The organism is Streptomyces sp. NPDC043685, assembly GCF_056436585.1.
This window is the reverse complement of sequence record NZ_JBWKCH010000011.1, coordinates 238,444-251,879: the sequence shown is the minus strand read 5'-3', so window position 1 is coordinate 251,879 and position 13,436 is coordinate 238,444. Positions and strand designations below refer to the sequence as shown.

The 13,436-nt window shown below is 72.2% G+C and carries 14 protein-coding genes and 2 pseudogenes; 6 read left to right on the top strand and 10 right to left on the bottom strand.

All coding sequences use genetic code 11. The features are described from left to right. Positions 1-13 precede the first annotated feature (13 nt). Positions 14-484 (top strand): ATP-binding protein, encoded by a 471-nt coding sequence (locus AC0665_RS32300; RefSeq protein WP_478608520.1) that lies wholly within the window; start codon positions 14-16, stop codon positions 482-484. Here AC0665_RS32300 and AC0665_RS32295 read toward each other — a convergent pair whose 3' ends face one another. Together AC0665_RS32295 and AC0665_RS32290 are read right to left on the bottom strand one after the other, a co-directional pair. After that, the gene (locus AC0665_RS32295) at positions 485-958 is read right to left on the bottom strand and encodes a hypothetical protein (protein WP_478608522.1); all 474 of its coding nucleotides are present in this window, start codon (positions 956-958) and stop codon (positions 485-487) included. A gap of 32 nt (positions 959-990) precedes the next feature. Then, positions 991-1,479: a TetR/AcrR family transcriptional regulator gene (locus AC0665_RS32290; protein WP_478608885.1), complete on the bottom strand. Its 489-nt coding sequence runs from the start codon at positions 1,477-1,479 to the stop codon at positions 991-993. Between the two features lie 352 nt (positions 1,480-1,831). On the opposite strand from AC0665_RS32290, the gene AC0665_RS32285 reads away from it, so the two are divergent. The 5 genes and pseudogenes from AC0665_RS32285 to AC0665_RS32265 all read left to right on the top strand — a co-directional run bounded on the left by AC0665_RS32285 (position 1,832) and on the right by AC0665_RS32265 (position 5,340). Further along, positions 1,832-3,031 carry a bifunctional class I SAM-dependent methyltransferase/NUDIX hydrolase gene (locus tag AC0665_RS32285; protein WP_478706391.1) on the top strand — a complete coding sequence of 400 codons (1,200 nt, stop codon included), beginning with the start codon at positions 1,832-1,834 and terminating at the stop codon, positions 3,029-3,031. A gap of 123 nt (positions 3,032-3,154) precedes the next feature. Continuing rightward, positions 3,155-3,787 (top strand): annotated as a pseudogene (locus tag AC0665_RS32280) (MBL fold metallo-hydrolase); the annotation flags it as partial. Between the two features lie 178 nt (positions 3,788-3,965). After that, positions 3,966-4,475, top strand: a complete 510-nt coding sequence (gene msrA / locus AC0665_RS32275; protein ID WP_468412475.1) for a peptide-methionine (S)-S-oxide reductase MsrA — start codon at positions 3,966-3,968, stop codon at positions 4,473-4,475. 308 nt (positions 4,476-4,783) lie between these two features. Continuing rightward, a pseudogene (locus AC0665_RS32270) lies at positions 4,784-5,046 on the top strand (aldehyde dehydrogenase family protein); the annotation flags it as partial. Positions 5,047-5,148: 102 nt separating this feature from the next. Further along, positions 5,149-5,340 carry a hypothetical protein gene (locus AC0665_RS32265; RefSeq protein ID WP_478608528.1) on the top strand — a complete coding sequence of 64 codons (192 nt, stop codon included), beginning with the start codon at positions 5,149-5,151 and terminating at the stop codon, positions 5,338-5,340. 133 nt (positions 5,341-5,473) lie between these two features. Here AC0665_RS32265 and AC0665_RS32260 read toward each other — a convergent pair whose 3' ends face one another. The 8 genes from AC0665_RS32260 to pelF form a co-directional block, all read right to left on the bottom strand. Then, positions 5,474-6,034, bottom strand: a complete 561-nt coding sequence (locus tag AC0665_RS32260; protein WP_478608531.1) for a CGNR zinc finger domain-containing protein — start codon at positions 6,032-6,034, stop codon at positions 5,474-5,476. Positions 6,035-6,279: 245 nt separating this feature from the next. Continuing rightward, positions 6,280-7,089 (bottom strand): endo alpha-1,4 polygalactosaminidase, encoded by an 810-nt coding sequence (locus AC0665_RS32255; RefSeq protein ID WP_478608534.1) that lies wholly within the window; start codon positions 7,087-7,089, stop codon positions 6,280-6,282. Then, the gene (locus AC0665_RS32250) at positions 7,086-7,748 is read right to left on the bottom strand and encodes a spherulation-specific family 4 protein (RefSeq protein WP_468412467.1); all 663 of its coding nucleotides are present in this window, start codon (positions 7,746-7,748) and stop codon (positions 7,086-7,088) included. Before AC0665_RS32250 ends, AC0665_RS32255 begins: the two co-directional genes overlap by 4 nt. Beyond that, positions 7,745-8,647 (bottom strand): NAD-dependent epimerase/dehydratase family protein, encoded by a 903-nt coding sequence (locus AC0665_RS32245; protein WP_478608536.1) that lies wholly within the window; start codon positions 8,645-8,647, stop codon positions 7,745-7,747. Before AC0665_RS32245 ends, AC0665_RS32250 begins: the two co-directional genes overlap by 4 nt. A gap of 7 nt (positions 8,648-8,654) precedes the next feature. Then, positions 8,655-9,368, bottom strand: a complete 714-nt coding sequence (locus AC0665_RS32240; RefSeq protein WP_478608538.1) for a nucleotidyltransferase family protein — start codon at positions 9,366-9,368, stop codon at positions 8,655-8,657. Positions 9,369-9,435: 67 nt separating this feature from the next. Further along, positions 9,436-10,437: a GDP-mannose 4,6-dehydratase gene (locus AC0665_RS32235; RefSeq protein WP_478706390.1), complete on the bottom strand. Its 1,002-nt coding sequence runs from the start codon at positions 10,435-10,437 to the stop codon at positions 9,436-9,438. A 37-nt stretch (positions 10,438-10,474) separates the two neighbouring features. Further along, positions 10,475-11,893, bottom strand: a complete 1,419-nt coding sequence (locus AC0665_RS32230; RefSeq protein ID WP_478706389.1) for a hypothetical protein — start codon at positions 11,891-11,893, stop codon at positions 10,475-10,477. Then, positions 11,890-13,407, bottom strand: a complete 1,518-nt coding sequence (pelF, locus tag AC0665_RS32225) for a GT4 family glycosyltransferase PelF (protein WP_478706388.1) — start codon at positions 13,405-13,407, stop codon at positions 11,890-11,892. Before pelF ends, AC0665_RS32230 begins: the two co-directional genes overlap by 4 nt. Positions 13,408-13,436: the final 29 nt, after the last annotated feature.

Here is a 13,436-nt window from a genome sequence, read left to right as displayed (position 1 = left end):
GGGGGAGCACCTGATGCGTGTCGCATACGCGCTGGGCGGGGAGGACAGCTGCATCGCGGACGCCCGCCATCACGCCGCCGCCTTCCTCGACCAGGCCAGTGACGATCATCACGTGACCGTTTCCGCCCGAGCGCGGGACCTCACCCAGCTGGTCGTCAGCGAGCTGGTCACCAACACACGCAAGTACGCTCCAGGCCCCGTCCTGCTGGAGCTGTGCATCACGGCCCGCGCCGTGGAAGTTATCGTGTGGGACAGCGACCCGACGGTCCCCACGGCCCGGGCCGCCGACCCCAGCAGGATCGGCCAGCACGGCCTGGAGATCGTGAAGGCCGTGGTCGAGGACTTCGAGGTGCGGCAGGAGCCGGTGGGCAAGCGCATCACCGCCCGCATCGCGCTGGCCGACGGCCCCGACGGCGGCCCTCGGGGCGGGGTTCCGGGCGGCCGGGACGAAGCTGTCGGGCCGTCGACGGACTTCTGCGCGTGATCAGCCCAGGTTCTGGTGGGCCCACGCGGAGACGCCGCTCAGCCGGGCCGCGGCCTTGACCGGGGTGCCGGTCAGGGTGGGCTGGTCCACCTCGAAGTCGTGACCGGTGAGGCCGCTCTCCTCTTCGACGACGCGGGCGATGCGGTAGGCCCGTTCCATGACCTGAAGTGCCGCCGGTCCCGAGTAGCGGTAAGCGACCTCGATGCCGGCGGTGTCCCCGCAGTAGTCGAGCTGCACGCGTCCGGGCGGGCCGACCGTCTCGAGGGTGAGGCTGTAGGGGTAGGTCTCCGACTCGACGGGCCCGATCTCCTGTGAGACCCGGTCCACGATGCGCCGCCACGCGGCGAGTTGCTCCTCGGTGGGGTGGAACCGCGGCAGCTCGGCATCGGGATCGAACCCGGCGTGCATACGGTCGAGAGTCTCTCGGACCGTCAGGCCCGGCTGCACGCGTACGAGCGTGATGTCATAGGTCACCGACCGAAGGTACGCCCGGCGCGCCAGGGCCGTCAGGGTGTTCCGAGGCCCCGCAGCAAGGTGTCGACCACGATGTCCGCCGCCCGCGCGGGGCTCAGGTCCGGCATCTGCCGCGACACGAGGTGCATCAGCTGGGGCAGCAGCGCGTCCGCCCACCCCTCGGGGAGGTCGGGGCGCAACAGCCCTTCGTCCGTGGCGCGTTGCAGGAAGACCGCGACTTCGCGGACGCAGGCGTCGCGGCGCTCCCGGACGGAGTCGTCGGCCAGCATGCGGGCGAGGTCGACGGGCCAGGTGCGGTTGACGGCGATGATGTTCTCGACGTAACGGTGCAGCGCGACGGCGACGGGGGCCTCACGCAGCCGGGCGTCCTCGATCGCGTGCTCGATGGCCTGGAGGCGCGAGGCGTAGATCGCGGCGAGAAGATCCTCACGGGTGGCGAAGCGCCGGTAGACGGTGCGCCGGTCCACGCCCGCCTCGGCGGCGATCCTCGCGATGCTCGCGCCCGGATCGGCGGCGAGCATGCGCGCCCCGGTGGTCAGGACGGCTTCCAGGTTGCGTGCTGCGTCGGCTCTCACCGCACCGAGTCTAGCGACGGCTGTGGAATCTGAGGCATCTAGCGCCTCATTCATGTGGACAAGTTCAACTTAATTGCTACATCAATGTGGCGGTTACTGGGATCGCGTTGCTGTTCAATGCAGTAGACGGCGACGAGCCACGGTCGGGGCGCACTCGATCACGTCGGCGACCTCGATGGTGTGAGCGTGGGCACGCGGGGACATGAACCGATGCAGCGAGCCGGAGGACATCGCCCGGCGGCGAGCAGACCGACGTGACGAGGCGGCCCGGTGACGGGCGGTCCGAGGAGGGGACGCCATGACGACACCCGACACACCCGGCACGGCGACGACACCCGACACAACCGGTGCCGAGCGGGTCAACGCGGCGATGTGGCACACCTACGGGGCGCACCATCTCGACCGGGCCACCCCGCTGCCCGAGGTGGACGAGATCGCCTGGGGCCCGGGGGGAACAGGGCCGGGGGACGCCGTTCTCGGCGATCTGGCAGGTCTGCGCGTGCTCGACCTGGGCTGCGGCCCCGGCCGGCACGCCGCCCACCTGGCCCGTACCCATCACGCCGCCGTGGACGCCGTCGACCGCTCACCGACTCAGATCGAGCGTGCCCGGGCACGCTACGGCGACCTGCCGGACCTGCGGTTGATCCAGGCCGACGCCGTCGGGCATCTGCGCACCTCGGCGCCGTACGACGTGATCTACTCCCTGTCCGCCGTCCACTTCATCGACCCGCACCGACTGCTGCCCGCACTGGCGGCGGCCCTCAAGCCCGGCGGACGGCTCTGCTTCACCGTGCTGCACACCAACTCGTCCGGGAACGGCCCCTCTTCGGAGGTGAAGCCCCGCCCGGAGATCCTGCGTCTGGCCGGCGGCGGCGAACTGACCGGGCACATGTGGGTGCTCACCACCCGGCTGTGGACGGACCTGCTCGCGCGGTACGGGCTGCGCACCGAGGACGTGACCGTGCTGGACGCGCCCGAGGAGGGCAACCAGGCCTCCTATCGGCTCTTCCAGGTCAGCAGGCCGGCCCGGATCACCTCTCGTCCCCGTACTGCCCAGCCGCCCGTCGCACACGCGGCGGCCGGGGTCGGCGCGGTGCTGGTGGGACCGCGTGGTCTGCTGCTCGGCCGCCACCGGCGCGGGACCCTCGAACTGCCCGGCGGCACGGTGGAGCCGGGCGAGTCGCTGGAGGAGACGGTCGTGCGCGAACTGGCCGAGGAGACCGGCCTGCACGCGGACCCGGCCGACGTGCGCCTGCTGGGCATGCTCCTGGACCAGGTCGGCGGCGTCGTCCGCATCACGTTCGGCGCGCTCGTCACGCGGTGGCGCGGCGAGCCCGCCGACCAGCCGGACGAGCGGGTCGGCGACTGGGGGTGGTGGCCGCTGGACGCGCTGCCGCAGGGCCTGTTCGAATGCAGCGCCCAGATCCTCACGGTCTGGCGCCCCGACCTGCCCATCGACCATCCTCCCGCCGCCTTCACCCCCTTCGCCGAGTCGTGAAGAACGTCCCACGCAACCGCCGCCCATGCCCTGCCGGTCGAACGGGGTGCCCATGACCCGGAGCGGTCTCCGGGGCGGCGACCCGCCTGGTCGTCGGCCGTCCTCGGTGACACCATCTGTGGGATGTCCCCCTCCCTTCAGGTCGGTCCGTACACCGTCATCGCGCTCGCCGACGGCATGGGCCCCTTCTTCTCCGCCAGGTCGACGGTGTTCCCCGAGGCGACCACCGAACAGTGGGCCGCGGCCGACCGGTTCGATCCCGGAGCGGTCGACGCCGAGGGGCGCTGGCGGCTCCAGTTCCGCGCGTTCGCGATCCGCAGCGACCAGGGTGTGACGCTGGTCGACGCGGGGATCGGCCCGGCCGGCGGCCCGGTGGCCTCGTGGGCGCCTGTACCCGGGGCGCTTCCGGCGTCCTTGGCCGCCGCGGGTATCGAACCGTCCGAAGTGGACACCGTGGTGCTCACACACCTCCACACCGACCATGTGGGCTGGGCCGTCGTCGGCGGCGAGCAGTCGCGGCCGTTCTTCCCGAACGCCACCTACCTGTTGCAGCAGGCCGAACTCGACGCGATCGAGGAGATCAACCCGCAGCTGCGGTCCACCGTGATCGACCCGCTCCACCAGGCCGGTCTGCTACGGCTGCTCGACGGTGACACCCCGCTGCGCGGCGGCGAGCGCGTGCTCGCCACGCCCGGTCACACACCCGGCCACCAGAGCGTGCTCGTCTCGTCCGGGCGTGAACTGGTCGCCGTCACCCGCTGACGGTGGGCTGGGGCTGCCAGCGGCTGCCCTTCTTCTCCCTATACGTCACTACTCTGGCTGGTGACGGGATGGTCGGGCAAGTTCGTCACCTGTCAGAATGGTGACTGTGGGTCCGATCGGTGTGCGAGGCTGGACTCGCGTGGACGGATTCGGACGAGAAAGGTGAAGGGCCATGAGTGATGTCGAGGAGAGGGCGCTGCTGGCGGGCGGCTGCTTCTGGGGCATGCAGGAGCTGATCAGGTCGCTGCCCGGAGTGATCCGCACCCGGGTCGGTTACAGCGGTGACGACGACAAGCCCCACGCCACCTACCGCGACCACGGCAAGCACGCGGAGTCGATCGAGATCGTGTTTGATCCGACGGCGACCGACTACCGCGCGATCCTGGAGTACTTCTTCCAGATCCATGACCCCACCACGAAGAACCGCCAGGGCAACGACATCGGCCTGAGCTACCGTTCCGCGATCTTCTACCTCGATGAGGAGCAGCGGCGCGTCGCGGAGGACACCATCGCCGATGTCGAGGCGTCCGGGCTGTGGCCGGGCCGCGTGGTCACCGAGGTCGTGCCGGCCGGTGCCTTCTGGGAGGCCGAGCCTGAGCACCAGGACTACCTCCAGCGCTACCCGGAGGGTTACACCTGCCACTTCCCGCGCCCGAACTGGCGGTTGCCCAGGCGCGGTTAGTACAGGAAGCCGACGTGGCCGGGAAGGGTGACGCCCTTCCCGGCCACGCGTCGTTCTGGGGATCTCGCCGGGGGAGCGGATCGCGGTCCTGCGGCGGTTCAACGCGCTGCGCGAGGAGAACGCGGAGAAGGTCGCGCGCCTGATCTCGCTGGAGAACGGCTCGGCCGCGTGGTTCACCCGGGCCGGCCGGCCGGGCCTGCCCCGGCAGGCCGACGCCTATCTGGAGGCGGCGGCCACGTTCGGCTGGGAGGCGACCCTGGCGCCCTCCGGCCCGGCCTCCCCGGTGCGCAGCGTGGTACGCCGTGAGGCTGGTCGTCATCGCCTACGACGAGGACGACGCCGTCCGGATCGCCAACGACTCCGACTACGCCTGTCCGGCGGTGTCTGGTCGGCCGACGAGGCGCACGCCCTGACGGTCGCCCGTCGCATCCGTACCGGCACCGCCACGGTGAACGGCGCCTCCGTGGCCTTCGACGGCCCGTTCGGCGGCTTCAAGGTGAGCGGCATCGGCCGCGAGTACGGGGTGGTGGGTCTCGGGTCCTACACCGAGTACAAGACCATCACCGTCTGACGAGGGCCGCACGGCATTCGTCACCGGTTTGACAGGTGACGCTATGAAGGGCATGCTGATGTGGTCCGAGGCAGCAGTGTGATTCCGAAGTGGAGACCGGTCATGGGCGAGAACGTGTCGATGGACCCCGCCACGGCCGCACGGCGAGCGCGGTTCGGCAAGCTTCCCGAGCGCGTCCGCTTCGAGGACATGGCCGAAGAGGTGAAGGCCACGCCGGGTGCCGGGGGAAACACGTACCAGCCCGAAGGCGCGTGGAAGTACTACTCGTGCCTCGCGCTCGACCTGGGGCTGTAGACCCGAGTCCCACCCGCACACAAGCCGGGGAGCGTGGTCAAGGGCAACTGGGCGGACGCTGCGGGGAGTTGCGGTCTGTCCGGTTCAACCCTGCTGTCATGTTCACGGGTTATGGCCCCGCCCGGTCGGCCGGTCAGTGCGACGCGGCGGGCGAGGTCTTCTTCCGTGCGCGATACGCCGCGGCCTTGATCTTGTTGCCGCACGACTCCATGCCGCACCACTGCCGCCGCATCCCGCGCGAGCGGTCGATGTAGACGCGTGTGCACTCCGGGTTCCCGCACTCCTTCAGCAGGGGGACGTCCGGGCCGCTGAGCAGCTCGACGGCCTGCCGGGCCACGGTGGCCAGAGCCTGTTCCGGGGTCGCGTCGGTGTGCCGGCCGCTCAGGGTGAGCTGCGGTGTCGCCGGCGCCTTGCGTGCCGCGGCGTTCAGCACCGCGAGCGCCTCGCGATCGAAGTCCTCCCCGAGGCGGCGGTTCGTGACGAGCCGGTAGATCACCTCGCGCACGGTGATCGCCTCCCGGACGTCGTCCTCCTGGCCGGGGGTGATCGTGTCCACGAGTCCGGACTCCAGATACCAGGCGTTCAGCCGCTCCGGCGTCGCGAACATCTCGAACCGTGCCGAGCGCCGGGCGCGCAGTGTGGCCGCGAAGTCCAGGGCCGGGTGCCCGCAGACGAAGGCATGGTCGGGATTCACATCACCATCCTGACAGGTGACTCCAGTGCGGGCAAGCAGCGTCACGGCCCGGGGTGGTGGCGCCCGGAGTCACGGGGCGGGCCTGGTGCGGTCCTCGGGACGAACAGGCTCAGCCGGAAGGTGGTCGGGTGGGCCAGACGTCCGCAGAGGTTGTCCATGCGGACTGCCCTTCCGAGCCCCCTTTCACCGGATCGAGAGCCGGTGAAAGGGGACAGACGCGGAGTCGAACGAAAGGGCGCGTCAGGTCAGCACGGTCTCCGCCACACCCCGAGGTCCGGCTTCTTCACCATCGACGACAGTCTCAGCCTCCGTGACTCGGCGCAGAAACGGCTCCGCGGTTCCGCGTACTCCACGTGGAACACCGCCTTGCCGGCCGCGACGAAGGGGGAGAGCTCGCCGCACTCGTCGTACTGGGCGCACTCCTCGTTGACCGCGAAGTCGAAGTGGGCCACCAGCTGCGGAATCTGCGGGAGGTCGTTCTTCAGCCCCACCGACAGCCCTCGGTCGTGGGCGATGGTCGCGATCATGCGGTTGTACCGGAGCTGGTCGCGGGCGGTGAGCGGGAAACCGGTGTCGTTGCCGTAGCCCTCCATCAGGTCCGGCTCCACCGCGTCGAAGCCCTTGTCGCGGCACATGTCGAACCGGCGTTCCATGATCGGCCGCAGGACGGACAACCGCCGGATGTCCAGCCAGCGTTCCCCCGCCCAGCCGTTGGGCTCGCCGAGCACCGAGCGCGGGAAGGCGTCCCGGTCCGGCCGGAAGTCCTCCCACGCGCCGACGTTGACGTAACAGATGACCTTCCTGCCGGCACGGTGCAGCCGGGCCACGTCGGCCGCGGTGTTCTCGAAGCCGTCGATGTCGTAGACGGGCACGTCGGCCGACGGGTCGACCTTGCCGTCGAGTTGCCATTGCCAGGCCAGCCCCGGGCGGGGTTTCCACACGGCCCCGGACGGTCGGGGAGTGGCGGGTCGCTCCACGCCGCCGGAGCAGCCCGCCAGCGCCGCCGCCGTGAGCGCGACCGCCAGGACGGCGCGGACGAGAGCACTCCTGCTCACCGCTCCGCCCCGGTGAGGGCGGGCGTCAACTGGGCCCAGGGGTTGGGTGGTTCGCCCGTCACCGGGCCGCAGACCGCCGCCCCGCGCTCGTGAGCGGTGCGCACGGCGAGGGGAACGAGCGCCTCGGGCACCCCGTAGACGAGGTGGCACAGCCGCTCGGGTGGCAGCCGCGCGGTCCACGCCGGCCGGCTGAAGGCGGAGACGTACGTCGACCAGGCGCCCTCGAAGGTGACGGTCAGGTCGGCGAGCCGAGCGTACCCCGGGGCCGGATGGACGCCGGGGTTGAGGACGACCGTCCCCGCACCCAGGCGCCGCAGTGTGCGCACCAGCCGGCGACAGCCCGGCAGCCCGTCGGCGGTCGCCGTCACCCGGTCGAGGAAGCAGCCGTCCGCCGCGTACCACTCCCGGTGCCGGCGCACGTCCTCGGCGATGTCGGCCGGGTCGCGCACCCCGTAGTCGGTGTCGACATAGCCCAGCAGACGCGCCCCCGCGGCCCGCAGCGCACCGGCCGCGGCGGTGAACGCCGGGTCGGGGGCCGCGCCGGGGCCGCTCGCCGGGTTGAGGACGACACCGTAGGTGCGGGGCGCGGCGGTGATCAGCCGGTGCCAGGCACCCGGGTCCTCGGCCGGATGGACGTACAGCGGAATCAGCAGGTTCACGGTGTACGGCCGCCTTCCCACAGTGTGGCCAGCGCGTCATCCAGGGAGTGCAACGGGAGCCAGCCCAGGGCCTGTTCGGCGGCGGTGATGTCCGAACACTGCCACGACACCCGCGCGGAGCGGGCCGAACCGGCCGAGCCCGCCGTTGTCTCCTCGATCCGGCCGCGGAACCCGGCCAGGTCGACCAGGCCCCGCACCAGGTCGCGCACCGGTACGGCCCGGCCCGCGCCGATGTTGAGCACGGGAGGCAGCGGGCCCGGGGCCGTGGCCGCGAGCACCGCCGCCCGCGCCACGTCGCGCACGTCGACGAAGTCGCGATAGGCGGACAGGTCACCGAGCCGCAACACCGCCTCCGGGGCACGGCCCGCCTCGCGCAGCAGTCCGGCGATCCGGCCGGGCAGCCCCGTGGACGGCGCTCCGGGACCCACCGGATTGCCCACCCGCAGCACCACCGCGTCCAGCCCCGAGGCGGTGACTGCGACCGTGCCGGCGAGTTTGGTCGCACCGTATGGACCGACCGGGCGGGTGGCCGCCGACTCCGTCACGGGGGCGCCCGGCGCGCCGGGGCCGTACTCGGCGGCGGAGCCCAGATGCACCAGGCGGGCCGCCGGGGCCGCCTCGCGCAGTGCCGCGCACAGCACCGCCGGACCGCGGGCGTTGACCTCGGCGAGGGTGACGGCATCGCCGCCGGTCGCGCCCGCGCAGTTGACGACCACGTCGGGCGCGGCGGAGGTGAGGGCCTTGGCCAGCCGCTCCGGGCGGACGCAGGCCAGATCGACCTCGAGGTCGGCGGCCGGTGACCGGCCGCCGCCGAGGACCTGCGCGCCCGGCAGGGCGCGCAGTCGCCCGGCGACGTGCGCGCCGAGGTAGCCGGTGTGGCCCAGGACGAGGATGCGCATGACGTGCTCAGGCTCCCTTGAGCAGCAGCGACTTGCGGGTGGTGAACTCGGCGTTGGCCCGGTCGTAGTCGTCCGGACGGCCGATGTCCAGCCAGTACCCGTCGAAGTCGTAGGCATGCGGCTGGTTGTCCCTCCTGAGCAGGTCGAGGACCAACTCGTCGAAGCCGAGCGGCAGTCCGGGCGTGTAGCCGTCGAGCGTGGCGCGGGACAGACCGTAGACGCCCATGGAGACGCGGTAGTCCATGCTGGGCTTCTCGGTGAACGCGACGACCTTGCTCGCGTCGGTGGTCAGCACCCCGAAGTCGATGTGCACCTTGCGGGCGTAGGTGGCGATGGTCAGCGGGGCGCCGGACGCACGGTGCCGGCGCAGGACGTCGGCGTAGTCGAGGTCGGTGAGGACGTCGCCGTTCATCACCAGGAAGGTCTCGGGCAGGCGGTCGCGCAGGTTGAGCAGGGGGCCCATGGTGCCCAGCGGGTTCTCCTCGGTGGCGTAGTCGACGGCCAGGCCCCACTGGGAGCCGTCGCCGACGTAGGCGCGGATGATCTCGCCGAGGTGGCCGATGGCGATGGTGCAGCTGGTGAAGCCGGCCGACGAGAGCTGGCGCAGCACGATCTCCAGGATCGCGTGCTGGTCGCCTATGGGCACGAGCGGCTTGGGCAGCGCGGTGGTGTAGGGCCGCAGCCGGACGCCCTTGCCTCCCGCCAGGATCACTGCGTGCATGGGGCTCCTCCTTCGTGAACGCTTCGTGGACGTGCGCAGACGGGACGGACGAGATGCGCTGTGCGGGTCAGATGTTGTAGATGCCGGTCTTGTAGCGGGCGAGGTTGGCCGGGTCGCGGAAGAACTCCACGGTGTGCGCCAGGCCTTCCTCCAGGCTGTGGGCCGGCTGCCAGCCGGTGGCGGCGGCGAGCCGGCTCGCGTCCGCCACCAGCCGCATCACCTCGGAGTTGGCGGGGCGGATGCGGGCGGTGTCCTCCCGGACGTCGAGTACGGTGTCCATGACCTTGCCGATCAGCGCGACCAGGTCGCCGACCGAGATCTCCCCGCCGGTACCGGCGTTGAAGGTGCGGCCCACGACCCGTTCGGCGGGGGCGGTGCCGACGGCGAGGAAGGCCTGCGCGGTGTCCTTGACGAAGGTGAAGTCCCGGGTGGGCCGCAGGTCGCCGAGGGTGATGGTGCGTTCTCCCGCCGCGACCTGACCGATGACGGTGGGGATCACCGCCCGCATCGACTGCCGCGGCCCGAAGGTGTTGAAGGGCCGCAGCGTGACGACCGGCGTGTCGAAACTGGCGTGGTAGCTGTCGGCCAGCCGGTCGCCGCCCGCCTTCGAAGCGGCGTACGGGGACTGGGTGTTGATGGGGTGGTCCTCGGTGATGGGGACGGTCTGCGCGGTGCCGTAGGTCTCGCTGGTGGAGGTGTGCACCAGCCGGGGCGTGCCCAGGGCGCGCACGGCCTCCAGCACGTTGAGGGTGCCGGTGACGTTGGTGTCCACGTAGCTGTGCGGTGCCCGGTAGGAGTACGGGATCGCGATGAGGGCGGCCAAGTGGTAGACGGTGTCGGCGCCTTCGAGGAGGCCGCGCACGGATCCGGGGTCCCGGACGTCGCCGAGGACGATCTCCACCTGGTCCAGGACGTCCGGGTGCAGGGTCTCCAGCCAGCCGTAGGAGGAGAAGGAGTTGTACTGGGCCATGGCCCGCACGCGGTGCCCGGAGGCGACCAGTGCCTCGGTGAGGTGCGAGCCGATGAAGCCCTCGGCTCCGGTGACGGCGGCGAGCGGTGCGGAGGTCAACGAGGTGATCCCTTCGACGAGGTGCGAGGTGAGCGGGTCAGGCATGAGGGGCGGGCCGGCCGAGCAGCCACAGCGCGCACGCCACCAGACACAGGGCGGCGCCGCCGCAGGCGAGCGGCAGTGCCAGGGCGGTGCCCGGTGGCAGCCGGAACAGGACGACCGCACCGGCCCCGCCGGCCGCCGCGAGGCAGATCCCGGCCGACGACCAGGCCGCACCGAACGCCTGCAACAGCAGCGCGGTCCACAGGACGGCCGCGAGCAGCAGCAGGGCGGCCGGGTCGGCACCGGTGAGCAGGGCCGCGGGCAGCAGCGGTGCGAGATAGGCGAGCAGGCAGAGGCCGAGGATGCCGGCCGAGCGCAGCAGGAACCCGGCGGGTGTGGCGGTGGCGCGCAGCGCGGCCACCGACAGTCCGCGGTAGCGGTACAGCAGCCATTCCGCGGGCCCCATGCTCAGCGTCAGCAAGATCACCGCGTACGGCTCGTCCCGCCCCTCCAGCAGCACCAGCACCCCGGCGGCCAGCCCGAACAGGCCGTACGGCAGTGACCACAGCAGGCGCGGACGGGTGGCGCCGGTGACGGCCGGGACGGCGAGGGCCCCGCGCAGGACCCAGCCGGTGACGGCGAGCGTGGCGAGCAGGGCCAGCAGAGGCAGGGCGGCACGGATCGCCGGGCCGGGTTCCCACCAGGGCAGGACGGCGGCACCCGCCGGCAACGGGCTGAGCGCGGCCAGCAGCAGTCGCTCCCGGCCCAGCACCAGCAGGACCCCGGCGGCCGCCAGGTACGCGGACTGCGCGGCCGCCACCAGGGTCACCGGCCCGCCGTGCGCGGGCAGCGCGGCGACCGCCGTGGCCACCACCGCTCCCAGGGGTGCGCCGGCCAGCAGGGTACGGCCCGCCTCCCGGCGTCCGGTCGCCATCCGCAGGTGCGCGCGGTGGCCGAGTGTCTGCCCCCAGGCCCAGGAGGCGAGCCCGGCCACGATGAGGGCGGGCGCGTGCCCGCCGGCGTTCCACAGCGGCGCGGTCAGCAGGTAGGCGAGCCCGGGCAGGGCGAACAGCACGCCCCGCAGCAGACAGCGCAGCGTGTCGGGGCGCCAGGGGTCGGCCGCCGTGGCGGGTTCGGGGAAGGTGCGCGGCACCCGTTCGTACAGGGCGGAGGCGAGGGAGAACAGGTTCGGGTGGCCGTAGCGTTCGTTGATCAGGGACGCGGACAGGCCCTCCGCCTCCAGGAGCGCGGCCACCTCGTAGGGGTGGACGGCGGGGCCTATGCGGTCGGCGAGTTCTGCGGCGAGTTCGCTGACCGCCTCCTCGTCGGGGCCGCGCCGGGGCAGCCGGATGGCGAGCGTGGTGTCGTCCAGGGCCCAGCGCGGCCGGCGGCGCGGCGGGCGGGTGTCCGCCAGCCTGATGGCCAGGGTGTCCTGTTCGGAGCCCCCGGGTTCGAGGGACATCGGGCCGCTCACAGGGCGAGGCTTCCGGTGCCGTGGACGGCCGGCGTGGCCGTCGCGACCGTCGGCACGACCGTCAACTCCGGCTGCGGATGCGCCAGTTCCAGATAGACGGATCGAAACGTGTCAATGGTCTGCCGGAGGGTGAACTGCTCGATGACCCGCAGCCGGGCCGCCTCGCCCATCGCTCTGCGCCGCTCGGGATCCCCCAGCAGTTCCAGCGCGGCCGTGGCCATGGCGGCCGGATCGCGCGGCGGCACCACGAGCCCGGTGTCGCCGACGGCCTCGCGTACACCGCCCACGTCGGTGGAGACCGTCGCCCGTCCGCAGGACATGGCCTCGATCAGCGTGAAGGGGAAGCCTTCGCTGATGCTGGAGAGCATCACGACGTTCCCGGCGGCGTAGGCGTCCTTGATGTCGTCGACGCGCCCTTCGAAGGTGACGGCGTCGGCGTGTCCCAGCTCGGCGGCCAGGGCCTCGCAGCGCTCGCGGTAGGCCTCGCCGCCCCGCGGCGTCCCGCCGAACATCCGCAGCCGCGCGTGCGGGAGCCGGTCGCGGACGAGGGCGAAGGCCCGGATGAGGGTCTCCAGATCCTTGATGGGGTCCACCCGGCCCGCCCAGCTGAGGGTGGGCGCGTCCGGTTCGGGACCGGCCGCCGGGAACGCGGCGGGGTCCACGCCGTTGTAGACCGTGCGGATCGACTCCGGATCGGCCCCGCCCTCCTCCTCCCACAGCCGGTTGTAGCGGTTGCCCGGCGTGATCAGGGCGGCACGGCGGTAGCTCTCCTGCGCCAGCAGCCGGAAGAAGCCGAGGATCACGGCCTTCACCGGCCAGCGGTAGGGCGCGGTGCGGTAGCCGAGGTAGCGCTCACGCAGATAGACCCCGTGCTCGGTCAGCAGCAGCGGCACACCATGCCGTTCCAGGGCGGCGAGACCCGGCAGGACGGCGACCCCGCCGCTGACCGCGTGCGCGACCCCGCCCTCGGGCACCGGCGCGGCCAGCGGGCGCAGGGCGTGCTCCAGCAGGGCCGTCGCGGTGAGCGCGTCGTGCAGGGAGGGCCGCGCCTCGCGCACGGCGAGACCGGGCCGGTTCCACAGCGCGGTGAGGATCGAGATCGCCCGGTCTTCGCGAAGGAAGGGGCTCAGCGTCCCGTCCGACGCGGCCCGTGCCAGCGCGTACAGGGCGGGGGCGAAGCCGTCCTCGGCGCGTGGGTCGAGCAGGGCGGTCAGGAACTGTTCGTAGGCGGCGGCGAGTTGGTTGCGGGACCGGCCCCGGGGCGGACGGCCCTCGGGCGGGGTGCCCCACATCGGGACGGACCGCACGCTCGAGACGTGCGCGGGCAGCTCCCAGACGACCGGCTCACGTCCGGTGCCGGTGACGGCGATGACGTCGAAGGCGAGGTCGGGCATGCCCTGGACGAGCTGGTCGCACCAGACGCTGACGCCGCCATGACTGTGCGGGTAGGTGCCTTCGGTGAGCAGGGTGACGCGCGTCGCGCCGGTACGGCGCGCGCCCTGAGGAACGGGCATCGTGTGTGCTCCACGGCCGAGGTGTGGGG

What these genes read in the sequence shown, in the direction of transcription:
- AC0665_RS32300 (WP_478608520.1), top strand. Translation starts at nt 14, where the DNA reads ATGCGTGTCGCATACGCGCTGGGCGGGGAGGACAGCTGCATCGCGGAC.
- AC0665_RS32290 (WP_478608885.1), bottom strand. Translation starts at nt 1,479, where the DNA reads ATGCTCGCCGCCGATCCGGGCGCGAGCATCGCGAGGATCGCCGCCGAG.
- AC0665_RS32285 (WP_478706391.1), top strand. Translation starts at nt 1,832, where the DNA reads ATGACGACACCCGACACACCCGGCACGGCGACGACACCCGACACAACC.
- msrA (WP_468412475.1), top strand. Translation starts at nt 3,966, where the DNA reads ATGAGTGATGTCGAGGAGAGGGCGCTGCTGGCGGGCGGCTGCTTCTGG.
- AC0665_RS32265 (WP_478608528.1), top strand. Translation starts at nt 5,149, where the DNA reads ATGGGCGAGAACGTGTCGATGGACCCCGCCACGGCCGCACGGCGAGCG.
- AC0665_RS32245 (WP_478608536.1), bottom strand. Translation starts at nt 8,647, where the DNA reads ATGCGCATCCTCGTCCTGGGCCACACCGGCTACCTCGGCGCGCACGTC.
- AC0665_RS32240 (WP_478608538.1), bottom strand. Translation starts at nt 9,368, where the DNA reads ATGCACGCAGTGATCCTGGCGGGAGGCAAGGGCGTCCGGCTGCGGCCC.
- pelF (WP_478706388.1), bottom strand. Translation starts at nt 13,407, where the DNA reads ATGCCCGTTCCTCAGGGCGCGCGCCGTACCGGCGCGACGCGCGTCACC.